Annotated in this window: 23 protein-coding genes; 13 read left to right on the forward strand and 10 right to left on the reverse strand. The window is 72.2% G+C overall.

The features are described 5' to 3' along the window. The first annotated feature begins 20 nt into the window (after positions 1 to 20). Positions 21 to 1,223, forward strand: a complete 1,203-nt coding sequence (xseA, locus tag ACIBK9_RS24300) for an exodeoxyribonuclease VII large subunit (RefSeq protein ID WP_364337777.1) — start codon at positions 21 to 23, stop codon at positions 1,221 to 1,223. Here xseA and ACIBK9_RS24305 read toward each other — a convergent pair. Next, a complete protein-coding gene (locus ACIBK9_RS24305; protein WP_397161284.1) occupies positions 1,220 to 1,825 on the reverse strand; it encodes a TetR/AcrR family transcriptional regulator in 606 nt (201 codons plus the stop codon). The two genes, xseA and ACIBK9_RS24305, sit on opposite strands and share 4 nt — an antisense overlap. Before the next feature lie 83 nt (positions 1,826 to 1,908). On the opposite strand from ACIBK9_RS24305, the gene ACIBK9_RS24310 reads away from it, so the two are divergent. After that, a complete protein-coding gene (locus tag ACIBK9_RS24310; protein WP_397161286.1) occupies positions 1,909 to 2,322 on the forward strand; it encodes a nitroreductase family deazaflavin-dependent oxidoreductase in 414 nt (137 codons plus the stop codon). Between the two features lie 4 nt (positions 2,323 to 2,326). Here the strand turns inward: ACIBK9_RS24310 and ACIBK9_RS24315 are convergent, their stop codons facing one another. The 3 genes from ACIBK9_RS24315 to ACIBK9_RS24325 are packed head-to-tail and all read right to left on the reverse strand — an operon-like array spanning position 2,327 to position 3,741. Continuing rightward, entirely contained in the window at positions 2,327 to 2,554 is a 228-nt protein-coding gene (locus tag ACIBK9_RS24315; RefSeq protein ID WP_352325447.1) for an exodeoxyribonuclease VII small subunit, read from the reverse strand. A 36-nt stretch (positions 2,555 to 2,590) separates the two neighbouring features. Next, positions 2,591 to 3,121 carry a DUF4245 domain-containing protein gene (locus ACIBK9_RS24320; protein WP_358294448.1) on the reverse strand — a complete coding sequence of 177 codons (531 nt, stop codon included), beginning with the start codon at positions 3,119 to 3,121 and terminating at the stop codon, positions 2,591 to 2,593. Between the two features lie 11 nt (positions 3,122 to 3,132). Beyond that, positions 3,133 to 3,741, reverse strand: a complete 609-nt coding sequence (locus ACIBK9_RS24325) for a TetR/AcrR family transcriptional regulator (RefSeq protein WP_387677121.1) — start codon at positions 3,739 to 3,741, stop codon at positions 3,133 to 3,135. A 248-nt stretch (positions 3,742 to 3,989) separates the two neighbouring features. Between ACIBK9_RS24325 and glpX the strand changes: the two genes are divergently transcribed. Beyond that, positions 3,990 to 5,024 (forward strand): class II fructose-bisphosphatase, encoded by a 1,035-nt coding sequence (gene glpX / locus ACIBK9_RS24330; protein ID WP_352325444.1) that lies wholly within the window; start codon positions 3,990 to 3,992, stop codon positions 5,022 to 5,024. Between the two features lie 6 nt (positions 5,025 to 5,030). On the opposite strand, the gene ACIBK9_RS24335 is transcribed toward glpX, so the two are convergent. Next, positions 5,031 to 5,681: a DUF1707 domain-containing protein gene (locus tag ACIBK9_RS24335; RefSeq protein WP_387677115.1), complete on the reverse strand. Its 651-nt coding sequence runs from the start codon at positions 5,679 to 5,681 to the stop codon at positions 5,031 to 5,033. A gap of 249 nt (positions 5,682 to 5,930) precedes the next feature. Between ACIBK9_RS24335 and ACIBK9_RS24340 the strand changes: the two genes are divergently transcribed. Next, positions 5,931 to 6,593, forward strand: coding sequence for a DUF998 domain-containing protein (locus tag ACIBK9_RS24340; protein ID WP_397161290.1), 663 nt, complete (start codon positions 5,931 to 5,933; stop codon positions 6,591 to 6,593). Here ACIBK9_RS24340 and ACIBK9_RS24345 read toward each other — a convergent pair. Beyond that, positions 6,568 to 7,170 carry a TetR/AcrR family transcriptional regulator gene (locus ACIBK9_RS24345; RefSeq protein ID WP_397161292.1) on the reverse strand — a complete coding sequence of 201 codons (603 nt, stop codon included), beginning with the start codon at positions 7,168 to 7,170 and terminating at the stop codon, positions 6,568 to 6,570. The genes ACIBK9_RS24340 and ACIBK9_RS24345 overlap by 26 nt on opposite strands. A 102-nt stretch (positions 7,171 to 7,272) precedes the next feature. On the opposite strand from ACIBK9_RS24345, the gene ACIBK9_RS24350 reads away from it, so the two are divergent. Then, positions 7,273 to 8,436 carry an MFS transporter gene (locus tag ACIBK9_RS24350; RefSeq protein WP_397161294.1) on the forward strand — a complete coding sequence of 388 codons (1,164 nt, stop codon included), beginning with the start codon at positions 7,273 to 7,275 and terminating at the stop codon, positions 8,434 to 8,436. Positions 8,437 to 8,449: 13 nt separating this feature from the next. On the opposite strand, the gene ACIBK9_RS24355 is transcribed toward ACIBK9_RS24350, so the two are convergent. Both ACIBK9_RS24355 and ACIBK9_RS24360 read right to left on the reverse strand, forming a co-directional pair. Further along, positions 8,450 to 9,388 (reverse strand): Gfo/Idh/MocA family oxidoreductase, encoded by a 939-nt coding sequence (locus ACIBK9_RS24355; RefSeq protein ID WP_397161296.1) that lies wholly within the window; start codon positions 9,386 to 9,388, stop codon positions 8,450 to 8,452. 25 nt (positions 9,389 to 9,413) lie between these two features. Continuing rightward, entirely contained in the window at positions 9,414 to 10,790 is a 1,377-nt protein-coding gene (locus ACIBK9_RS24360; RefSeq protein WP_397161298.1) for a PLP-dependent aminotransferase family protein, read from the reverse strand. A gap of 68 nt (positions 10,791 to 10,858) precedes the next feature. On the opposite strand from ACIBK9_RS24360, the gene ACIBK9_RS24365 reads away from it, so the two are divergent. Together ACIBK9_RS24365 and ACIBK9_RS24370 are read left to right on the forward strand one after the other, a co-directional pair. Continuing rightward, positions 10,859 to 11,725: a DMT family transporter gene (locus tag ACIBK9_RS24365; RefSeq protein ID WP_387677100.1), complete on the forward strand. Its 867-nt coding sequence runs from the start codon at positions 10,859 to 10,861 to the stop codon at positions 11,723 to 11,725. A 31-nt stretch (positions 11,726 to 11,756) separates the two neighbouring features. Then, complete coding sequence (locus ACIBK9_RS24370; protein ID WP_387677097.1) at positions 11,757 to 13,406, forward strand: fumarate hydratase; 1,650 nt, start codon at positions 11,757 to 11,759, stop codon at positions 13,404 to 13,406. A 79-nt stretch (positions 13,407 to 13,485) separates the two neighbouring features. Here the strand turns inward: ACIBK9_RS24370 and ACIBK9_RS24375 are convergent, their stop codons facing one another. Next, entirely contained in the window at positions 13,486 to 13,674 is a 189-nt protein-coding gene (locus tag ACIBK9_RS24375) for a DUF5999 family protein (protein WP_358294619.1), read from the reverse strand. Between the two features lie 463 nt (positions 13,675 to 14,137). Next, positions 14,138 to 14,809: a CHAP domain-containing protein gene (locus ACIBK9_RS24380; protein ID WP_397161301.1), complete on the reverse strand. Its 672-nt coding sequence runs from the start codon at positions 14,807 to 14,809 to the stop codon at positions 14,138 to 14,140. 340 nt (positions 14,810 to 15,149) lie between these two features. On the opposite strand from ACIBK9_RS24380, the gene ACIBK9_RS24385 reads away from it, so the two are divergent. The 6 genes from ACIBK9_RS24385 (at position 15,150) to ACIBK9_RS24410 (ending at position 22,850) form a co-directional block, all read left to right on the forward strand. Further along, the gene (locus ACIBK9_RS24385) at positions 15,150 to 15,758 is read left to right on the forward strand and encodes a superoxide dismutase (protein WP_358294459.1); all 609 of its coding nucleotides are present in this window, start codon (positions 15,150 to 15,152) and stop codon (positions 15,756 to 15,758) included. Between the two features lie 70 nt (positions 15,759 to 15,828). After that, complete coding sequence (locus ACIBK9_RS24390; protein WP_387677091.1) at positions 15,829 to 16,938, forward strand: serine/threonine-protein kinase; 1,110 nt, start codon at positions 15,829 to 15,831, stop codon at positions 16,936 to 16,938. Between the two features lie 35 nt (positions 16,939 to 16,973). Next, complete coding sequence (locus ACIBK9_RS24395; protein ID WP_397161304.1) at positions 16,974 to 18,542, forward strand: protein kinase; 1,569 nt, start codon at positions 16,974 to 16,976, stop codon at positions 18,540 to 18,542. Positions 18,543 to 18,630: 88 nt separating this feature from the next. After that, positions 18,631 to 20,028: a class II fumarate hydratase gene (locus ACIBK9_RS24400; protein WP_397161306.1), complete on the forward strand. Its 1,398-nt coding sequence runs from the start codon at positions 18,631 to 18,633 to the stop codon at positions 20,026 to 20,028. Between the two features lie 75 nt (positions 20,029 to 20,103). Continuing rightward, positions 20,104 to 20,856 carry a 3-hydroxybutyrate dehydrogenase gene (locus ACIBK9_RS24405; protein ID WP_397161308.1) on the forward strand — a complete coding sequence of 251 codons (753 nt, stop codon included), beginning with the start codon at positions 20,104 to 20,106 and terminating at the stop codon, positions 20,854 to 20,856. After that, entirely contained in the window at positions 20,856 to 22,850 is a 1,995-nt protein-coding gene (locus ACIBK9_RS24410) for a helix-turn-helix domain-containing protein (RefSeq protein WP_397161310.1), read from the forward strand. The genes ACIBK9_RS24405 and ACIBK9_RS24410 overlap by 1 nt, the downstream gene beginning before the upstream one ends. Positions 22,851 to 22,878: the final 28 nt, after the last annotated feature.

Here is a 22,878-nt window from a genome sequence, read left to right on the forward strand (position 1 = left end):
CGAACCCGTAGTCTTCCGCCATGACCTCGAAGACCACACCCGAGTCTCCCCTGCCGATCCGCACGGTCCTGCAGATGGTGGGCGGCTGGATCGGCAGACTCGGCACGGTGTGGGTCGAGGGCCAGATCACCGATCTGAGCGCGCGCGGCGGCACGGTGTTCCTGACCCTGCGTGACCCGGTGGCCAACGTCTCGGCCCGGGTCACGGCTCCGCGCGGCGTCTACGAGGCCGCCGAGCCGCGTCCCTCCGACGGCGCGCGGGTCGTGGTGCACGTCAAGCCGGACTTCTGGGTCAACAAGGGCTCGTTCGCCTTCACGGCGATGGAGATCCGGCCGGTCGGCGTGGGCGAACTGCTGGCCAGGCTGGAGCGGCTGCGCCGGCTGCTGGCCACCGAGGGGCTGTTCAACGCCGACAGGAAGCGGCGGCTGCCGTTCCTGCCGGGCACGATCGGGCTCGTCTGCGGGCGCGACTCGGCCGCCGAGCGCGACGTGCTGGAGAACGCCCGCCGCCGCTGGCCGGCCGTGCGGTTCAAGGTGGAGGAGGTGGCCGTCCAGGGGCCGTACGCGGTCGGGGAGGTCACCGAGGCGCTGCGCAAGCTCGACGCCGACCCCGAGGTCGAGGTGATCGTGGTGGCCCGCGGCGGCGGTTCGCTGGAGGACCTGCTGCCCTTCTCCGACGAGACGCTCGTGCGCGCGGTGGCCGCCTGCCGCACCCCCGTGGTCAGCGCGATCGGCCACGAGCAGGACAGCCCGCTGCTCGACCTGGTGGCCGACGTACGCGCCTCCACGCCCACCGACGCCGCCAAGAAGGTCGTCCCCGACGTGGGCGAGCAGCTCGCGCTGATCCGTCAGCTGCGCGACCGCGGGCGGCGGGTGCTCAACGGCTGGCTCGACCGCGAGATGTCCTGGCTGACGTCGGTGCGCTCGCGGCCGTCGCTGGCCGATCCGGTGCGCGAGCTCGAACGCCGGGCCGAGCAGGTCGACGCGCTGCGGGAGCGGGCCAGGCGGTCGCTGACCGGCTCGCTCGACCGGGCCGCCGACGACCTCACGCACCTGCGGGCCCGCCTGGTCGCGTTGTCGCCCGCGGCCACGCTGGAGCGCGGCTACGCGATCGTGCAACATCCGTCGGGCGAGGTCGTGCGCCTGGCCAAGGACGTGCCGCCGGGCTCCCCGCTGACGATCAGGCTGAGCGACGACCGGCTCACGGTCCGTACGGAGGACTAGGGCGCCCGCACGACGGCGGCGGCCAGGTCCGCGAGGCCGGCCTTGACGTCCTCCACCGTCATGCCGCGCTCCTCCCGCTGGAACTTGATCAGCCAGGCGGTGACCGGCGCGAGCAGCGCGTCGGCCAGGTAGTCGGCGTGGGCCCCCGGCCGGGCCGCGGCGAGCAGGCTAGCCAGATGCACCTGATGCACCTTGTACGGCCCGCTGTAGCGCACCTTGCCCGGCCCGTTCTCCAGCAGCAGGAACAGGTCCTGCTGCTCGACGATGCGATCGACCAGCGCGTGCAGGAACGCCGTGACCCGCTCGGCCGGCGGCGCGCCGGGCCCGAGCGGCGGCGGGCCGCTCAGGAACGCCGCCTGGAAGCGCCGCTCCCGCTCGTCGATCAGCGCGAGGACGAGCCCCGCGCGGTCGCCGAAGCGCCGGTAGACGGTGCCCACCCCGACGCAGGCGGCCTTGGCCACCTCGTCGAGCGAGAGCTCGTCGGCGCCGCGCTCGGCGATCATCGCGGCGGCCACCTCGATGATCTTCCGGCGGTTGCGCGCGGCGTCGGCCCGCTCGGGCTGGGCCTGCCCGACGACGGGCAGCAGGGGACGTGCGCACACGCCTGGAGCATAACCCCCTTGTGAACGGAGAGCTCTCCGGTATTCTCCGAATCGGAGAACTCTCCGATTATGAGGAGCTGAGGATGACCAACTCGTTCAACCAGCAGGTCATTGACGAATTCCGGGCCAACGAGGGCCGGGTGGGCGGCCCGTTCGAGGGCGCGTCGCTGGTGCTGCTCACCACGACGGGCGCCAAGAGCGGCAAGCCGACGACCACGCCGGTGATGTACCTGGCCGACGGCGACCGCTACGTGATCATCGCCTCCAACGCGGGCGCCGACAACCACCCGGCCTGGTACCACAACCTGCGCGCCAACCCCGCGGCGACCGCCGAGGTCGGCACCGAGACGTTCGAGGTGAAGGCGGAGTTCGTCGAGGGCGACGAGCGCGACCGGCTCTACGCCCGCATGGTCGAGATCGCCCCCGGCTTCGCGGAGTACGAGGCCAAGACCAGCCGCCGCATCCCCGTGGTGGCGCTCAACCGCACCGCCTCCTGACGGATCAGAAGGGGGCGTCGTCGGCGCCCGGCTCCGAGCGCCTCGCCATGGCGGCGGCGAGCTTGACCCGGGCGCCCTGCAGCCACTCCTCGCAGACGGCCGCGAGCCGCTCGCCGCGCTCCCAGAGCTCGATCGACTGCTCCAGGGTGAGCCCGCCCGTCTCCAGGCGGCGCACCACCTCGGTCAGCTCCTCGCGGGCCTGCTCGTACGAAGGTGTCTTCTCGTCTGCCACGGCCACCACCCTAGACGCCGCCGCGCCCGGCCAGGGTCATCCCTTGGCGCGCTGCTGCAGGAGCCCGGCCAGCTCGGTCAGCTCGGGCCAGTCGGCCGTGCCGGTGATGACGAGGGTGACGTCGGGGAGCACCCGCACGAGCGAGCGCTGGTTCTTGTCCTCGCGGAAACGCCTCTCCCACGTCACCCCGCCCACCTGCTGGCTGCCGGACGGCTTGGCGATGCCGGTCATGCGGTTGGCGAACTCGGCGGCCGGCTTCTCGTCGCTCTGGGCGAACATGGCGTGCTGCCGCTCGGCGGTGGCGTAGCCCAGGTAGAGCACCTGAGCGCCGTTCTCGCCCTTGGCGATCCTGTTGCTGTTGGGCACCCAGCCCGCCGGGTCCTTCTGCGGGGACCACACCTGGTAGGGCACGTCGTGCCCGAAGTTGGCGACGGTGATGGAGTAGTCGAGCCGCGGGATGTGCTCCTCACGGCTCTGCGGGGCGACGAGCATGAAGAGCCCCACGCCCGCCAGGCACACGAAGAGGGCTACCGCGTAGCCGTAGAAACTTTGGCTGAACCGTCGCACACTTGGCGAGGTTACCCGCTGGAGGGCGCGGTCGCCGAAGCGGCGGGCCTGATCTGGCCGATGATCGCCAGCACGTCGTCGACCATCGCGCGGTCGCCGGAGAAGACGATCTCGCTGACGGCCGCGGCCAGGGCGCCGGTGACCACGACGACGAGCGCGGGCTCGTCCTCGAACAGGGCGGCGTTGCGCTGGGCCCACGTGCGCAGCCGGTCGCGCATGACCACCTCGAAGCCGGGCGGGCCGTCGCCGCGCAGGAACAGGGCGGCCAGCTCGCGTTCCTCCAGGCAGCCTTCGAGGTAGGCGCGGGCGGCGTCGATGAACACCCGCATGGGGTCGCCCTCGGCGGCGGCGCGGGCCGTACGGGCGGCCTGCTTGGTGCGCTGGGCCTGGCGGGCCTGCCATTCCTCCCACAACGTGAGGTAGAGGTCGGCCTTGCCGGAGAAATGGTGGTAGAGGCTGCCCACGCTGGCGTCGGCCCTGGCGACGACGTCCGTCACGCCGGCCTCGGCGAACCCCTTGGAGACGAAGACCTCCCGCGCGGCGGCCAGCAGCGAGCTCCGCGTCGCAGCCCCCCGCTCGGACGTGCGAGGCTGGGTCACCGCGTGTTCCACTTCGCTCATTCGATCTCCTCCACGGCGGGGGCGCATGTCCATGGTGGAGGCGAGATCTCCTACGCGCACGCGATATGGCGCAAAATCCGGTCTCCGTCATGCGGGGCACCCATATAGATATCCCTTTTCGCCGGTCCCTGACCATCGCGTGGCGGCCCTTGTGCAGAGAGCTGAGCCGGACTGGGCAGATTATCCCCCTCTGACCGGGAATAGACCGGCAACTACGATCGAGAGAGTTCTCAACGAGGAGGCTCATCATGTCCGATCAGACGTCGGTACCGGCAGCGCTCGCGACGGGCGAGCACGCCCCCGACCGCAACCTGGCGATGGAGCTGGTACGCGTGACGGAGGCGGCCGCCATGGCCGCGGCCCGCTGGGTGGGCCGCGGCGACAAGAACGGCGCCGACGGCGCGGCGGTCAACGCCATGCGCCAGCTGATCAACACGGTGTCGATGAACGGCGTGGTGGTCATCGGGGAGGGCGAGAAGGACCACGCCCCGATGTTGTACAACGGCGAGCGCGTCGGCGACGGCAGCGGCCCCGACTGCGACGTGGCGGTGGACCCGATCGACGGGACCAGGCTGACGGCGCTCGGCATGCCGGACGCGGTGTCGGTGATCGCGGTGAGCGAGCGCGGCTCGATGTACGACCCGTCCGCGGTGTTCTACATGGAGAAGCTGGTCACCGGGCCGGAGGCGGCCGACGTGGTGAACATCGAGGCGTCGGTGGCCGACAACATCAACGCCGTGGCCAGGGCCAAGCACTGCTCGCCGTCCGACGTCACGGTGGTCGTGCTGGACCGGCCGCGGCACGAGAAGCTGGTCAAGGAGATCAGGGAGACGGGCGCGCGGATCAAGTTCATCGTCGACGGCGACGTGGCCGGCGCGATCATGGCGGCCCGCGCGGGCACCGGCATCGACCTGATGCTGGGCATCGGCGGCACGCCCGAGGGCATCGTGGCCGCGTGCGCGCTGAAGTGCCTGGGCGGCGTGATCCAGGGCCGGCTGTGGCCGCGCGACGACGCCGAGCGCGCCAAGGCCGTCGACGCCGGGCACGACCTCAGCCAGGTGCTCACCACGAACGACCTGGTCAGGTCGGACGACGTGTTCTTCGCCGCGACCGGCATCACCCAGGGCGAGCTGATGCAGGGCGTGCGGTTCAGGTCGGGCGCGGCGGTGACCAGCTCGCTGGTGATGCGCGGCCGGTCGGGGACCATCAGGAAGATCGAGAGCGAGCACCAGCTCTGGAAGCTGCGCGCCTACAGCGCGATCAACTTCGACACGGCCGGCTGACCCGCCTCAGCGGCGGCGTCTGCGCCTGGGCGGTTCCTTGATCTTGATGTCGCCGGCGAAGTTCGTGGTGCGCACCTCGACCACGGGCCCGCCGGGCTCGACCGGCTGCCTGGTCAGGCGGACGGTCTCCCCCTTGGCGACCCTGATCACCTCAAGGTCCTCCGGCACGTGGATCTCCAGGCCGCCGAAGACCAGGGTGGCGTTGATGACGATCCGGCTGTTCTGCAGGATCGCGTCGCGGAAGTCCAGCTTGGTCGTGCCGAACATGGCCGTGACGTCGAGCTCGGCGGGCACCACCCAGCGCCCGCCGCGCTGCTCCTTCTTGAAGATGGCCGACACCGGCCGGCCGTCGAGGTTCAGCGGCTGCTCCTCGGCCGGGAGCAGGTCGGCGGTGAGCCCGGCGAGGTCGCCGAGCGTGCGCGCGGAGTAGACGACGCCGAGCCGCTCCTCCAGTTCGACGAGGTCGAGCCGGCCGTCGGCGTGGGCGTCCTGGAGCACCTGCGCGATGCGTTCTCGGTCGGCGTCGGAGGCGCGCAGCTCGTGCGGCTGCGGCAGGCCGGGCGCGGCCGGTGCGCGCCGGGACGTCACGAACTCCTCAGCAAGCCGCTCTCCGACTTCCTGCAGCTTCGGCAACCACGATCCCGCGCGTTCGTTCACACTTCTGACGATATCCGGCGGCCCGGGTATTCGCTCGCCCAAGAGCGGACCAACAGGGCGCACATCGGCGAATCCGCCCGAGCAACGCGCCGATCTCCCGACCTGGCTCTCCGTTCGCCTCGGCGTGCCGGTGACCGTGCGCCGGAATCGTCCGGTCGGCGTGCCGATGCCTGTACGCCGGAATCGTCCGGCGTTCCCCGCCGTTGATCCACGCGACAGGCTTCTGACCGCTGATCCCGGGAGGCGGGCGTGCACCAACCGGCGCGATGGGGGCTCGGTGCGGCGGGAGTGGGCATCGCCGTGATCGCGGGCCTGGATCTGACCAGCCTCGACGAGACGAACCCGTTCAGGCGCACGATCAGCGAGCACGGCCTCGGCCCCGAAGGGTGGATCTTCGGGCTCGCCGTGGGGCTGCTCGCGGCCGGGTCGGCGGCCATCGGCGTCTCGCTGGCGCGCAAGCGGCTGGCCGGGGCGGTCGGCACGGTCGCGCTCATGGCCTGGAGCGTGGGGCTGCTGCTGACGGCGTCGTTCCAGAAGCACGACTGGGCGGTCGGGCCGAGCACGAGCGGCAGCATCCACCGGGTCGGCAGTTTCGTGGCCTTCCTCAGCCTGCCGCTCGCCGCGCTGGTCATCGCCCGGCCCTGGCGGCAGCGGGAACGCCGCAGGTCGGCGATGGTGGCGTTCGGGCTGGGGGTGTGCTCGGCGCTGTGGGTCGTGGGCATCGGCGCGGCGGTGCTGATCGGCGCCCGCCACGGGCTGCCGTGGTACCGCGTCATGCCCCTCGGCCTGGTCGAACGGGGGCTGGCGGTGACCGAGGTGGCCGCGTTGCTGGCCCTCGGGGTGTGGGCGGCCGGACGGCTGGCGGAGGCCGAGCCCGTGCGGGCGGTCAGGCGGGTCGTAGAGCGGCGATGAGGTCCTCCACGTAACCGCGGAAGACGGCCGCCATGTCCACCTGGCCGGGGTCGATCAGCCACTGGGTCTGCAGGCCGTCCATCATCGCGATCAGGCGGTCGGCGTGGGCCTCGGCGTCGAGGCCGGCCCGGAACTCGCCGCGCTCGACGCCGGCGCGCAGCGCGGCGGCCACGTCGGCGCGCAGCCGCCGGTAGCGCCGCCTGGCCCACTCGTGGCCGGGGTGACCGGGGGTCACCGCCTCGCCGCTGATCACCGAGAAGAGCTGGACGAGGCCCGGCACCCGCGCGTTGTGGTCGACGACGTCGGCCAGGGCGCGCAGCGCGGCGGCGCCGCCGTCGTGGCCGTCGTGCCCTGGCCCGAACCTGCGCCGGTCGAGCTCGTCGCGGTAGTCGAGCACCGCGACGAGCAGACGCTCTTTGCTCCTGAAGTGGTGGAGCAGCCCGGCCTGGGAGAGCTCGACCCGCTCGGCGATGCGGGCCAGCGAGGCGCCCCGGTAGCCGTGCTCGGCGAACTCCAGCAGCGCGACCGCCAGGATGCGCTCCTTGCGCGCCTCGCCGGTCGCGTAGCCCCGTCTCACCCAGGCACCCTATCCGCCGGATCCGACCCTGGCGTACGGCCCTGAGCAGCCGCTAACCTGACTCCGCCTCACGTTTGATTCCCCCCCGATCAGGAGGCCGTCGTGCCGTCCCCGCGTGATCGTCAGGCCCGTACCGCCACGTACGTCGTGTACGGCGTGCAGGGCCTCTCCTTCGCCACCCTGCTCGTCCAGGTGGCCAGCCTCCAGGCCGAGCTGGAGCTCACCGACGGGGCGCTCACGCTCCTGCTGCTGATCGTGCCCGTCTTCGCCGGCGTGGGCAGCGTCGGCGCGGGCACGTTCGCCGCCCGGTACGGCAGCAAGCTGCTCCTGCGGGTCGCGCAGCCCGCGGTGGCGCTCGCCGTGGTGCTCACCGGCCTCGCGCCCTCGGTGCCGCTGGCCGTGCCCGCGCTGCTGCTGTTCGGCCTGGCGGTCGGCGCGGTGGACGCGGGCATGAACATGCAGGGCGTGGCCGTCGAACGCCGGTACGGCACCGCCGTGCTGAACGGCTTCCACAGCGTGTGGAGCGTCCTCAGCCTGGCCGGGGCCCTGTGGGCGGTGTTCGCGGCCGGCCGGGTCTCGCTGGCGGTCACCATGGCGATCCCCATGGTCCTGGCGGTGGCCGGGTCGATCTACGCCGGGCCGAAGCTGTGCACGATCGCCGAGGAGAAGGTCGAGAACGTCGTCGAGGCCGCGACCGGCAAGTTTCCCTGGCGGCCGATCATCCCGCTCTGCCTGGCGATGGGCTTCCTCTACATCGGCGACGCGGCGGTGTCGAACTTCGCGACCGTCTTCATGGGCAAGGCCCTGCTGGCCCAGGACAGCGTGGCGAAGCTGGCCTACAGCGTCTACCAGGGCGCGACGCTGGCCGTGCGGCTCGCCGGCGACGTAGCGGTCCGCCGCTACGGCCCGGCCGCCATCGTCCGGCTCGGCGGCGCGCTGGCCACGCTGGGCTTCCTCGGCGTCGTGGTGGCCCCGAACCAGCCGCTGGCGATCGTCGCGTTCGGGCTGACCGGGCTGGGGTTGTCGGTCGTCGCGCCGCAGTCGTTCTCGGCGGCGGGCAAGCTGGACCCGGCGGGTACCGGGGTGGCCATCGCCCGGGTGAACCTCTTCAACTACGTGGGCTTCATCGTGGGAGCCGCGCTGATCGGCGGCATCGCCGACGCCACGGACTGGCGGGTGGCGTTCGTCGCGCCGCTGCTGCTGGCCGGCGTGATCATCGCGCTCGCGCCGGGCTTCGCGCCCCGGCGGGCCGCCGCGCAGGCGTGATCCGCGAGCCTCCTCAGCCGCGCACCTCGGCCACCTGGACGGGACGCGCTTCGCGCAGCGACAGGTCGGCGGCCTCGGCGACGTACAGGGCGGCCAGGGCGTCCTCGACCGAGCACAGGCCCTCGCCGCCGCGCAGAAAGGCGTCGATCTCGGCCGCGTAGGCGGGGCCGAACCTGGCGACGAAGTCGGGCCAGGGCGGGCCGGGCGGCTGCAGGCCCTCGGCGCTGCGCAGCGGGGCGCGCGGCCCGAGCCCGGCCACCTGGGTGCCCTTCGTGCCGGCCAGCTCCATGCGCACGTCGTAGCCGGCGCCGTTGTAGCGGGAGCCCTGGAGGGTGGCCAGCGTGCCGTCGTCGAGGGTGAGCAGCGCGGCGCTGTTGTCCACGTCGCCGGCCTCCTTGAAGAACGCCGCCCCCCGGTTCGCGCCGGCGGCGTGGACGGAGACGACCTCGCGCCCGGTCACCCAGCGCAGGGCGTCGAAGTCGTGGACGTGGCAGTCGCGGAAGAGGCCGCCGGACAGCGGGACGTACCCGGCGGGCGGCGGCGCGGGATCGGCCGTCACCAGGTGGACGCGGTGCAGCTCGCCCAGCTCGCCGGCCCGCAGCGCCGCGCGGGCGGCCTGGTAGCCGGGGTCGAACCTGCGCTGGAACCCGATGCACACCCGCCGGCCCGCGCTCGCCTCCAGCACCTTGACCGTCTCGGCGACCGTGCCCGCCACCGGCTTCTCGCACAGGACGGGAACGCCCCGCTCGCACGCCCTGATCAGCAGCTCGGCGTGCGTGCTCGTCGGCGTGGCGATGACCACGGCGTCGGCCTCGAACGGGTCCCCCGGCCTGCCGTACGGCGAGGTCCTGACCGGGTCGGCCACGATCAGCTCGTCGACCAGGGGGTGCGCGGCCAGGTTCGCCGCGTGGAACGCGCCGATCCGGCCCAGGCCCAGCAGTCCCACCCGCATGCCGCCTCCAGTGCCACTTTCCGCCTCAGTCCTTGATATGTCCGGACATGCGGACTTTCAAGCCTTGTACGGCCTCCGCCGCCTGATGCACCGGCAGCCGGGCGAACCCGACCACGACCGCCGGCGGGCCGGGCGAGAACCGCATCGGCGCGACCGGCTCGGCGGCCAGGCCGACCTCCTCGGCCGCGCGGACGACCCGCAGCTCGTCCCAGCCGTCCGGCAGGTCGAGGTAGACGTGCAGCCCGGCCTGGATGCCCCGGACGCGGATCTCCGGCAGCTCATCGGCCAGCGCCCTGACCAGGGCGTCCCGGCGGCGGCGGTACTCCCTGCGCATGCGCCGCAGGTGTTTGTCGTAGCCGCCGGTGCGCAGGAAGTGGGCCAGCGCGTACTGCTCGATGACCGGGGAGCCCAGGTCGAGCTCGCTCCGGGCGCGGCGGATCGCCTCGGCCAGGTGGGCGGGCGCGGCGACCCAGCCGAGCCGCAGGCCGGGCGCGAGCGACTTGCTGACGCTGCCGGTCAGGATCACCCGGTCGGGGGCCAGCCCCTGGAGGCAGCCGACCGGGTCGCGGTCGTAGCGGAACTCGGCGTCGTAGTCGTCCTCCAGGATCGTGCGGTCGCCCGCGCAGGCCCATTCCATGAGCGCGGCCCGCCTGGCCGGGGAGAGCACGACGCCCGTCGGGTACTGGTGTGCGGGCGTGACCAGCGCCGCCTCGCCCTCCATGGCGCCGGTGACCAGGCCCTCGCAGCCCACGGGCACCGGCACCAGGCGGGCCCCGGCCCGTTCCAGCAGCGGGACCTGGCGGCGGCTGGTGGGGTCCTCGACGATCAGGCGCAGGCCGCCGCGCCGGGCCAGGACGTGCAGCGCCAGGCTCAGCCCCTGCGCCACGCCGCCCACGACGACCAGATTGTCGGGATGGACGTCGGCCGCCCTGACCCGCCGCAGGTAACCGGCCAGCTCCTCGCGCAGCTCCGGGACGCCGCCAGGGTCGCCGTAGTCGAGCGCGTCGGACGGCACGGTGGCCAGCACGTGCCGGACGGCCGCCGACCACCGCTCCCGGGGAAAGTGCCCCAAGTCGGGGGACGTGGCCCGGTGCCCCTGGTACGGCCCGCAGGCGCCGCCGTCGGCCACCGGCCACGGACGGGCGGACCGGACGGCGCCCAGCGGGGCCACCTCCGTCCCGGCCCCCACCCGCGAGACCAGGAACCCCTCGGCCACCAGCTGCTCGTACGCCTCCACCACCACGCCCCTGGAGACCTGGAGGTCGGCGGCGAGGTCGCGGGTGGCGGGCAGGCGGGTGCCGGGCACGAGCCGCCCGAGGCGCACGCCCTCGCGCAGCTCGGCCGCGATCTGCCCAGCGATCCCTCCCGCATCCCGATTGATCTGGATGTGCAGGTCGGCCATATTGGTCCTGTCATATAGCGGCCTATTGGACTGTTTGCCCGAACCATTGTCTCCCTACGATCCTGCACATGAGAAACGGAATCGCCGGAGCCGCCACCGCCATGTTCCTGGTGGGCACCCTGGCCGGAGTGTCCGGCCTGATCGGCTCCTATCCCGTGTACGGCGGCCAGGCCGTGCGCTATCTCGCCGCGGCGGTCATCCTGCTGGTCGTCACCAGGGCGCTCGGCCTGCGGTTCGTCCGGCTGACCGGGCGGGAGACCCTGTACCTGGGCGGGCTCACCCTGCTCGGGCTGGTGGTCTTCAACATCTGCGTCGTCGAGTCCACCCGGGCCTCGGGGCCGGCGCTGGTGGGCACCGTCCTCGGCACCGTGCCGCTGGCGCTGGCGCTGGCCGGCGGGCGTCCGGCGCCGCGGCTGCTGGTGGGGGCGTCGGTGGTGGTGGCCGGCGCGACGCTGGCGACCGGGCTGGGCAGCGGGAACCCGACCGGCCTGCTGTGGGCGCTCGGGGCATTGGCAGGCGAGGTGAGCTTCTCCATGCTGGCCATCCCCCTGCTGCCGAAGCTGGGGGCGATCCGGGTGTCGGCGTACTCGACGGCGCTGGCCGTGCCCATGCTGGCCGTGGTCGGCCTGGTCCAGGAGGGCTCGGCCATGTTCAGGACGCCGACCGCGGCCGAGACGCTGGGCTTCGTGTACCTGGCGGTCGTGGTCACGGTCGTGGCCTTCTTCCTCTGGTACACCTCGCTGCCCAGGCTCGGCCCCGGGACGGCCGGGCTGTTCGCCGGGCTCATCCCGGTCGGCGCGATCGTGACGGGGCTCGCGCTCGGCATCGCGACGCCGAGCGTCTACGACCTGGCGGGGGCCGGTCTGGTGATCGTCGGCATCCTGGTGGGGCTCACCGCGCGGCGCTCGCCGGAGCCCGTGCCGGCCCCGGGATGACCACCTGACGGGGGGCGTACCCTCTATGGACATGGACTTCGACTACACCGATCTGCTTCCCCTGGGCGCCGATGAGACCGAGTACCGGCTGATCACGTCGGAGGGGGTGCGGAAGGTCGAAGCGGCCGGGCGTACGTTCCTGGAGGTCGACCCCGAGGCCCTGCGGCTGCTCACCGAGACCGCGGTCCACGACATCTCCCACTTCCTGCGCACGTCGCACCTGGCGCAGCTGCGCAAGATCGTCGATGACCCCGAGTCCAGCGGGAACGACCGGTTCGTCGCCCTCGACCTGCTGAAGAACGCCTCGATCTCGGCCGGCGGCGTGCTGCCGATGTGCCAGGACACCGGCACCGCCATCGTCATGGGCAAGCGCGGCCGCCACGTGCTGACCGACGGCCGCGACGCCGAGCACATCTCGAAGGGCGTGTACGACGCCTACACCAAGCTCAACCTGCGCTACTCCCAGATGGCCCCGCTGACCATGTGGGAGGAGAAGAACACCGGCAGCAACCTGCCCGCCCAGATCGAGCTCTACGCCGAGGACCCCCACGGCCACGCCGACGAGTACAAGCTGCTGTTCATGGCCAAGGGCGGCGGCTCGGCCAACAAGTCGTTCCTCTACCAGGAGACCAAGGCGGTGCTCAACGAGAAGCGCATGCTGGCCTTCCTGGAGGAGAAGATCCGCTCGCTGGGCACCGCGGCCTGCCCGCCGTACCACCTGGCCGTGGTGGTGGGCGGCACCTCCGCCGAGTTCGCGCTCAAGACCGCCAAGTACGCCAGCGCCCGCTACCTCGACTCCATCCCCACCGAGGGCTCGCCCTCCGGGCACGGCTTCCGCGACCTGGAGCTGGAGGCCAAGGTCTTCGAGCTGACGCAGAAGCTCGGCATCGGCGCCCAGTTCGGCGGCAAGTACTTCTGCCACGACGTGCGCGTGATCCGCCTGCCCCGGCACGGCGCGTCCTGCCCGGTGGCCATCGCGGTGTCGTGCTCGGCCGACCGCCAGGCGCTGGCCAAGATCACGGCCGAGGGCGTGTTCCTGGAGAAGCTGGAGACCGACCCGGCCCGCTTCCTGCCGGAGACCACCGACGAGCACCTGTCCGACGACGTCGTCCGCATCGACCTCAACCGGCCGATGCCGGAGATCCTGGCCGAGCTGACGAAGTACCCCGTCAAGACGCGGCTCTCCCTCACCGGCCCGCTCGTCGTCGCCCGCGACATCGCGCACGCCAAGATCGCCGAGCTGCTCGACGACGGCGGCGAGATGCCGCAGTACCTCAAGGACCACGCGGTCTACTACGCCGGCCCGGCCAAGACCCCCGAGGGCTACGCCTCCGGCTCGTTCGGCCCCACCACGGCCGGCCGCATGGACTCCTACGTCGAGCGCTTCCAGGCGGCGGGCGGCTCGATGGTCATGCTGGCCAAGGGCAACAGGTCCCGGCAGGTCACCGAGGCGTGCCAGAAGTTCGGCGGCTTCTACCTGGGCTCCATCGGCGGCCCGGCGGCCCGGCTGGCCCAGGACTGCATCAGGAAGGTGGAGGTGCTCGAATACCCCGAGCTGGGCATGGAGGCGGTGTGGAAGATCGAGGTCGAGGACTTCCCCGCCTTCATCGTCGTCGACGACAAGGGTGAGGACTTCTTCACCGACCGCACCGGGCCGGTGCTGAGCATCGGGCGCAGGTAGGGCCCGAGCGCGTCGAAGGGTGCCGGGCGGCGGTCGAAGCCCCTCGGCACCGGACGACGGGGGGTTGCCCCCGGGCGTCTCAGGCCGCGACGGCGGCTCGGTGGGGGGCGACGACGCTGCCGTCAGGCAGGAGCAGACCCGTGTCCTCGAACAGCACCACGCCGTTGCAGAGGAGGCTCCAGCCCTGGTCGGGGTGGGCCGAGATCACGTGCGAACGCTCACGGTCGGGCGAGTCCGCACTGGGGCATACGGGAAAGTGACTGCACATCATCGCGCACCTCTCAGATGGCGCTCCTGCTTCCTGATGTTCAAAAGGGCAACTGTCGCCCCGACGGCGTGCGAAGGTCCAGGGTGGCGCCGACCGGCTTCCTCGGCCGGCGGCGAACCTGTGTCTGGCGCATCTCCATCACGTCCTTCAACTTCTGTCGTCAGTGGTGGAACGTCGGCGTCCTACCCAGTCTCAGGGCCGGCACCGACAGTTTCAGCTGCTCGCGGGTTCTCGCCTGGTCTCATGTCCTAACCATGCCCCCGTCCCCTTTCGGCACCCTTACATCTTGCTGACGGCGTGCCGTGGTTCCTGTCAATCAGCCTGCCGTACGCGGGAAAGTGCCCTACTAGGCATCATGCACATTTATCGGGGAGAGAGGTGTGCCGAGCGTCACAGTCGCTCTGACGTGCGGTAATACAACAAAGCGCGCATCCCGGGCAGGAATGCGCGCTGTGTCGATGTGTCAGGCGGCGTAGGACGGGTAACCGTAGCCGACGACCTGCGAGGTCGGCCGGACGCGCTCCTCGACCTTGCCGTTGCCGGTGTTGCCCTCGATCGTGGAGATCGTGCCGTCGCCGTTGTCCTTGACGACGAAGCCGACGTGCTGGATGTCGCTCAGGCTCTTGCTGCCGCTCCAGGAGAAGAAGACGACGGCGCCCGGCCTGGCCTCGGTGCCCCAGCGGTCGTTGGCGGCGAACCACTTGGCGTGGGTCACGGTGTAGGCGTCCCAGCCGACCTGCGGGCGGGCGCCGGTCTGCTCGCCGACCCAGGAGACGAACATCGAGCACCAGGCGGCGTTCAGGTAGTCCTGGCGGCTGCCGCCGTCGCGGGCGACGGTCTCGCCGGCGCGCTGCGAGTCGGCGTACCACTTCTGGAACTTGGTGCCGCCGCCGTTGGCGTCCTCGGAGGTGCCGACCTGGGCGCGGGCGGTGGCCAGCACCTGGGCGGCGGTGACGTTCACCCGGCCCTGGGCCGAACCCTGCGCGGCCGACCGCTGCGCGGCGGTCTGGGCGTCGGTCCGGTGCGCGGTCGCGGCGCTGACGGCGGCAGTGGTGCCCAGCGCGGTCACGGCGATGGTCGCGCCGAGAGCGAGCTTGGCGATATGGGACGTGGTCATCATGGCGTGCTTGGCCATCGGGGGGTGCTCCTTTGCTCACCGTCCGCGCATGAGGCACGGCGGGTCACAGGTGTGAATCCTGCGATGGGTGATGACGACAGATCTGCGGGGGCGCCTCGACACGGCTGCCCTGCCGTCGCGTACAAACAGGTACAACAGCGCCCTGACCTGGGTAATTCCCACCCCAAGAAATCCCCACAGGACGCCTGTGCGCGGACGGCTCATGCCGTCCGCGCACAAACTGGACCCAACTGACTCTCGCCACGATGCCAAGGCGAGACCTAGGTCGCAAGTCTGATGCACTTGCGAACTAGTTGCAATAGTGTCCTCCAGAGATCTACTTCGAGAGGACGGACCCATGGGGGACTACACCCTTCCCGACATGCCGTACGACTACGGCGCGCTGGAGCCCGCCATCACCGGCGAGATCCTGGAGCTGCACCACGCCAAGCACCACGCGGCCTACGTCAAGGGCGCCAACGACACGCTCGACCGCCTGGCCGAGGCCCGCGACGGCGGCGACTTCACCGGCCTGGTGGGCCTGGAGAAGACCTTCGCCTTCAACCTGTCCGGCCACGTCCTGCACTCGATCTTCTGGGAGAACCTCTCCCCCGACGGCGGCGACCGTCCCGACGGCGCGCTCAGGGCCGCCATCGACGAGCATTTCGGCACGTTCGAGGCGTTCCAGAAGCAGCTCACCACGGCCACGGCGTCGGTCCAGGGCTCCGGGTGGGGCGTGCTGGCCTGGGAGCCGCTGAGCCGCCGGCTGGTGGTCGAGCAGATCTACGACCACCACGGCAACGTCGGAATGAACACCACGCCGCTTCTCGTGTTCGACGCGTGGGAGCACGCTTACTATCTGCAGTACCGCAACGTGCGCCCGGACTACGTCGAGAAACTGTGGGGCCTCGTCAACTGGGCAGATGTGGCCCGGAGGTTCGCTGACGTAACGAGTCAGGCGGGTTGACTTAAGTTCGCAACAATTTATCGGCCCCGCCTCTACTGGTCGGTTTACACAAATAGGTAAGCTGCCTGGCATGCGTGCGCCCTCCGGTTACCTTCTCGCCGCGCGCTATCGGCTTGTGGAGCCGGTTGGTCGCGGCGGCATGGGCACCGTTTGGCGGGCGCATGACGAGTTGCTCGACCGCGACGTGGCGGTGAAGGAAGTACGGCTGCCCACCGTCCTCGACGAGGAGCTGCGCGCGGAGTTGTGCGCCCGCACCGAGCGCGAGGGCAGGGCGACCGCGATGGTGGCCCATCCGTCGGTCATCACCGTCTTCGACGTCGTGACCGAGGACGACCGTCCCTGGATCGTGATGGAGCTGCTCCGGGCCAAGTCCCTGGAGCAGCTCATCCAGGAGCACGGACCGCTCCATCCGCGCCGGGCCGCCGAGATCGGCCGGCAGATCCTCGGCGCGCTGCGGGCCGTCCACGCCAAGGGCATCCTCCACCGCGACGTGAAGCCCAGCAACGTCCTGGTGACCGAGGACCGCGCCGTGCTCACCGACTTCGGCCTGGCCGCGCTCGAAGGCGACGTCTCCATCACCCAGGCCGGCATCGTGCTCGGCTCGGCCGGTTACATCGCCCCCGAACGGGTTCTCGGCTCCAAGGCCAGCCCCGCGGGCGATCTGTGGTCGCTCGGCGCGACCCTCTACACCGCCGTCGAGGGCCGGGGGCTGCACGGCCGCCGTACGGCCGCCGCCGCGCTGGCCGCGCTGACCAGCGGCGAGCCGATCCCGATGAGCAAGGCGGGCCCGCTGGCGCCCGTGCTCGACGCGCTGCTCAGGATCGATCCACAGACCCGGCTCGACTCCGTGCGGGCCTCGCTCATGCTGGCCCGGGTGGCCGCGGGCGGCTCGGCGGAGGAGCCGCTGGCCCCGCGCCGGCCCGTACGCCCGGTTCCCGTGGTCACCTCACCCCCTTTCGCGCGCAGGCCCGCGCACCGCGGGCTGCACAGGGCGGAGGCCACCGCCGCCGCGCTGTCGGTCCCGCCGCCGCGCCAGGAGCGCAGGCCGGGTGAGGGCGTCCACCGCAAGCGGGTCGAACCACGTCCAAGTCCGTCCACTTATGTCCGTTTCAAGGCTGCGGTGATAAAGTTGTTCCTTCCTCGGCGGTTCTGGCCAAGAGAACTTCGCAAGCGAGGGTAAAGCACTTCCCAAGCGAGAATCGATATCTTCTTCTCATGCCGGAACAGCAGACACGCCTGCTCGCGGAGCGCTACGAGCTCATCGCCCCGCTCGGCCGGGGCACGATGGGGACCGTGTGGCGCGCCCGCGACCGCGCGCTCGGGCGCGAGGTGGCGGTCAAAGAGATCCGCCAGGACCAGGGGCTCACCGAGGACCAGCGGGCCGAGCTACGCGAGCGCATGGTCCGCGAGGGCCGCATCGCCTCGCGGATCAACCACCCGTCCGTCGCCGCCATCCACGACGTGCTCATCCAGGACGACAGCCCCTGGATCATCATGGAGCTCATCGAGGCGCGCTCCCTGGAGCAGGTGATCGAGGAGGAGGGCCCGCTGCCGCCGCGGCTCGTGGCCGAGATCGGCGTCGACCTGCTCGGCGCGCTGCGCGCCGCGCACTCCCAGGGCATCACGCATCGCGACGTCAAGCCGGGCAACGTGCTCATCACCGAGAGCGGCCGCGTGGTCCTGACGGACTTCGGCATCGCCAAGGCCGAGGGCGACTCGCGGCTCACCAAGACGGGCATGGTGATCGGCTCGCCCGGTTACACGGCCCCGGAACGCGCCAGGGGCGAGTACACCGGGCCCGAGTCCGACATCTGGTCGCTGGGGGCGACGCTGTACTTCGCGGTCGAGGGGCGGCCGGCGTACGAGCGGGCCACGATCGCCGAGACGCTGGCGGCGCTGCTCAGCGAGAGCGCCGACCCGCCCACGCAGGCCGGTCGGCTGCGGCCGGTGCTGAACGGGCTGCTCAACAAGGACTACCGGCAGCGGCTCAGCGCCGCCAAGGCGGAGACCCTCATGCGGATGGTCGCCGACACGCCCACGAGCGAGATGCCGGCGCTCACGGCGGAAGCCCTGATGGCCCAGGAGGCCGCGTTGCCCGACCCCTTCACCGACTCCGGCCCACGGCGTCCCGCCGGCCCTCAGGGGCGCCCTTCAGGGCCGCAGGAGCCCGCCCGTAGCCCGCTGGGGGCGCCGACGATGCCCCAGAGCACCGCACCGGGCCGGCCGCCGCAGGCCGCGCGCCCGGCGCAGCCGCCGCAGACGGGTGACGCCGGCGACGAGGGCGGCTTCGACCCCGACCGGACCGTCAGCGTCATGCGTCCCAAGGGGCCGTTCCCGCCGGGGCCCGAGCAGGGCGGCGACCGTTCGCCGCAGCCCCCCGACGACGAGGGGACCGTCACGACCAGGCACATCGCCACGCCGCGGAGCGGCTCCCCCGGCCAGCAGGTCTACCCCCCGGCGCAGCAACCGCCGCACGCCGCGCGGCAGCAGGGCCCGGCACAGCAGGGTCCGGGGCAGCAGGGTCCTGGACAGCAGGGTCCGGGGGGCCCGCAGCAGGGCGGCCCGGTGCCGGGCGGGCCCGGGCAGAGCCGGCCCGGGCAGCCGGTGCCGCCCGCCGCCGGCCCGCACCAGGGCCAGGGCCTCGGGACCGACCTGTTCGCCATCGCAGGGCCGCCCGAGAAGCCGCAGGCGGGCAACCGCAACGGCATGCTCGTGCTGATGGCCGTGGCGGCGGCCGCCGCGGTCGTGATCGCCGTCCTCATCGTGGCGCTCATCTCCAGCTGAGCGAGCCCGTCTTCGGTACGACGGCCCGTCCCCGCCCGGGGCGGGCCGGCCCCGGACTGATCGCCCGGCCGTGGGACAGACTGGAGTCATGAGCGAGTTCAGAATCGAACATGACTCGATGGGCGAGGTCCGGGTGCCGGCGGGAGCGCGGTGGCGGGCCCAGACCCAGCGGGCGGTGGAGAACTTCCCGGTCTCGGGACGGCCGCTCGAACCGTCCCACATCGCCGCGCTCGGCCTGATCAAGGCGGTCGCCGCCGAGGTCAACGGCGAGCTGGGCGTGATCGACAAGGATCTGGCCGAGGCCGTCGCGCAGGCCGCCGCGGACGTCGCCGACAACGAGCACGACGCCCACTTCCCCATCGACGTCTTCCAGACCGGCTCGGGCACCTCGTCCAACATGAACGCCAACGAGGTGATCGCGACGCTGGCCGAGGAGCGGCTGGGACGGCCGGTGCACCCCAACGACCACGTGAACGCCTCCCAGTCGTCCAACGACGTCTTCCCGACCTCGATCCACGTGGCGGCCGCGATCGAGGTGACCTTCCACCTGCTGCCCTCGCTCGCCCACCTGGCCGAGACGCTGCACGCCAAGGAGGCCGAGTTCGCGCAGGTGGTCAAGTCGGGCCGGACCCACCTGATGGACGCCACGCCGGTGACCCTCGGGCAGGAGTTCGGCGGGTACGCCGCCCAGATCGACCACGGCGGCACCCGCGTGCGCACGGCGCTGAACCACGTACTGGAGCTGCCCCTGGGCGGGACGGCGGTCGGCACGGGCATCAACACGCCGCCCGGCTTCGCGCAGCGGGCGATCGCGAAGCTGGCCGAGGCGACCGGCATCCCCTTCCGCGAGGCCGCCGACCACTTCGAGGCCCAGGGCGCCCAGGACTCCATCGTGGAGCTGTCCGGGCAGCTCAAGGTGGTGGCCGTGTCGCTCAACAAGATCGCGAACGACCTGCGCTGGATGGGCTCGGGCCCGCGCGCCGGGCTCGGCGAGATCAACCTGCCGGACCTCCAGCCGGGCTCGTCCATCATGCCGGGCAAGGTCAACCCGGTGATCCCGGAGGCCACGGCCATGGTCGCGGCGCAGGTCATCGGCAACGACGCGGCGATCACCTTCGCCGGGGCCTCGGGCAGCTTCGAGCTGAACGTGCAGCTCCCGGTCATCGCCCGCAACATCCTGGAGTCGATCAGGCTGCTGGCGAACGTGTCCAGGCTGCTGGCCGACCGCTGCGTGGCCGGCATCACGGCCAACGTCGAGCGCCTGCGCGAGTACGCCGAGTCCTCCCCCTCGATCGCCACCCCGCTCAACCGGCACGTCGGCTACGAGGAGGCGGCCAAGATAGCCAAGCAGGCGCTGGCCGAGCGCAGGACCATCAGGGAGGTCGTCGTCGAGCGCGGCCACGTCGCCGACGGCACGCTGACCGAGGAGCAGCTCGACGCCGCCCTCGACGTGCTGTCCATGACCCGGCCGCCGACGGAGGGGTGATCCACACAGGTCGGCTCGGATCTATGTCGGCCGCACCCATGCGTCCCGGCGCGGCGAGCGCCTAGGGTTCGGAGTATGGCGAAGGAGCTGACTGGGCGGACCGCGCTGGTGACGGGGGCTGGGGGCGGCATCGGCGCCGCCTGCGCCCGGCGACTGGCCGCCGCGGGGGCCAAGGTCCTGGTGGTCGACAGGCAGGGCGAGGCGGCCGGGAAGGTGGCCGCGGAGGTCGGCGGGGTCGCGGTGGTGGCCGATCTGAGCGATCCGGCCTTCGCGGCGTCGCTGCCCGACGAGCCGGTGGACATCGTGGTGAACAACGCCGGGTTCCAGCACGTGGCGCCGGTCGAGGACTTCCCGCCGGAGGTGTTCTCCGCCATGATGCGGGTGATGGTGGAGGCGCCGTTCCTGATCGCGCGGCGGGTGCTGCCCGGCATGTACGCCCGGGGGTGGGGACGGTTCGTGAACATGTCGTCGGTGCACGGGTTGCGGGCCTCGCCGTACAAGTCGGCGTACACGACGGCCAAGCACGCGCTGGAGGGGTTCTCCAAGGTCGTCGCGCTGGAGGGGGCGGCCCACGGGGTGACGTCCAACTGCGTGTGCCCGGCGTACGTGCGCACCGCGCTGGTCGAGGCGCAGATCGACGACCAGGCCCGGGTGCACGGCATCGGCAGCGACGAGGTCGTCGAGAACATCATGCTCCAGCCGGCCGCGATCAAGCGGCTGATCGAGCCCGAGGAGGTCGCCGAACTGGTCGCCTACCTCTGCGGCCCGCACGGCTCCTTCATCACCGGCACCTCCCTCCCGGTAGACGGCGGCTGGACGGCCCATTAGTGAGCACCCACTTCCTTGAGTTGCTGGCGCGGGAGGCGTCGGCGGTCGAGTTCGAGGGGCCGATCGTGGAGGCCAGGGCGCAGGGCGCCGATCCGGCCACGATCGAGGAGCTGGAGCAGGCCAAGGTCGAGGCGCTGAAGGTCAGGGCGCTGCTCAGGCGGCGGGCCAGGCGCGAGGCCGAGCTGTCGGCGCTCTACGACACCGCCGGCGACCTGGCCGCGCTGCGCGACCTCGACGCCGTGCTCGAAGCCATCGTCCACCGGGCCAGGCAGTTGCTCGCGACCGACATCGCGTACATGACGTTGCACGACCCCGAGCAGGGCGACACGTACATGCGGGTCACCGACGGGTCGATCTCGGCCAAGTTCCGGGCGCTCAGGCTGGCCATGGGCGCCGGGCTGGGCGGGCTGGTCGCGCAGACGGCCACCCCGTACGCGACCGCCGACTACTTCGCCGACGCCAGGTTCCGGCACAAGGGTCACATCGACGAGGCCGTCAAGGAGGAGGGCCTGGTCGCGATCCTGGGGGTGCCGCTGCGCCTGGGCCAGCGGGTGATCGGCGTGCTGATGGCGGCCAACCGCAGCGCCAGGCCCTTCCACCAGGAGGAGGTCTCGCTGCTGGCGAGCCTGGCCGCGCACGCCGCCGTCGCCATCGACAACGCCCGGCTGCTCCAGGAGACCAGGAACGCCCTGGAGGAGCTCTCCCAGGCCCACCGCACCGCCAGGGCGCACGGCGAGGCCGTCGAGCGGGCCGCGCTGGCCCACGACCGGATGACCTCGCTGGTGCTGCGCGGCGGCGGCATCGAGGACGTCGCCGCCGTGGTGACCGAGGTGCTCGGCGGGTCGCTGGCCGTGCTCGACGACCTGGGCCGGCCGATCACCGGCGACGTGGGCGAGCTGGACGCGGGGGTGTTCGAGGCGGCGCAGGCGTCCAGGGCGCTGGGGCGTACCGTGCGCAGGGGCGACCAGCTGATCGCGTCGGTGGACGTCGGCGGCGAGCCGTTGTGCACGCTTGTCCTGCGCAGCGACGACGCCGACGAGCGCATCCTGGAGCGGGCGGCGCTGGTGTGCGCGCTGCTGCTGCTGTTCAGGCGGAGCGTGGCCGAGGCCGAGGGCCGGGTCAGGGGCGAGCTGCTGGAGGACCTGATCTCGCGGCCGGACTCGCCGGGCCTGGCCGACCGGGCCCGGCGGCTCGGCGTGGACCTGCGCGCGCCGCACGTCGTGGTGGTGGCCAGGCACGGCGGCCAGCGGGAGCGGGCGGCGTTCTGGGCCTCCTCGCACGCCACGGTCCGGCACGGGCTGGCGGCGGGGCGCGGCGACGAGGTGGTGCTGCTGCTGCCGGGCGTGGACGCGGGCGGTCTGGCCCAGCGGGTGGCGGCCGAGCTGAGCGCGTCCCTGCACAGCCCGGCGACGGCGGGCGCCTCCCCCGCCCGCCTCCCCGAAGCCTCACCCGGCGGCCCGCCGGGCGGCTCGGCGGGCGGCTCGGCGGGCGGCTCGGCGGGCGCGCCGGCAGGCGGCTCAGGAGGCGGCGCGACCAGCGGATCGGCGGGCGGATCGGCGGGCGCGCGGGACGTCGCGGAGGCGTACCAGGAGGCGCGGCGGTGCGCCGAGGCGCTGCTCGCGCTCGGCCGGGCCGGCGACGGCGCGAGCCCCGCCGAGCTGGGCTTCGTCGGGCTGCTCGTGGGCGACGGCCGCGACGTGCGCGGCTTCGTCGGCCGCGTGGTCGGCGCGGTGATCGACTACGACGCCCGCCGCGGCACCGCGCTCACCGACACCCTGTCGGCCTACTTCGGCACGGGCGGCTCACCCTCCCGTACGGCCGAGGCCATGCACATCCACGTCAACACCGTCACCCAGCGCCTCGACCGGATCGGCAAGCTGCTCGGCGACGGCTGGCTGGAGCCCGAGCGCGCGCTGGAGATCCAGCTCGCCCTCCGCCTGCACCGGCTCGGCCACACATCCTCCCGGCAGACTGTGGGTCCTGGCCCCATATAAGTGACGCCGGTCACTCTTTACCGTGACC

Origin of the sequence: Nonomuraea sp. NPDC050227 (assembly GCF_044459705.1) — a bacterium.
Classification (GTDB): domain Bacteria; phylum Actinomycetota; class Actinomycetes; order Streptosporangiales; family Streptosporangiaceae; genus Nonomuraea.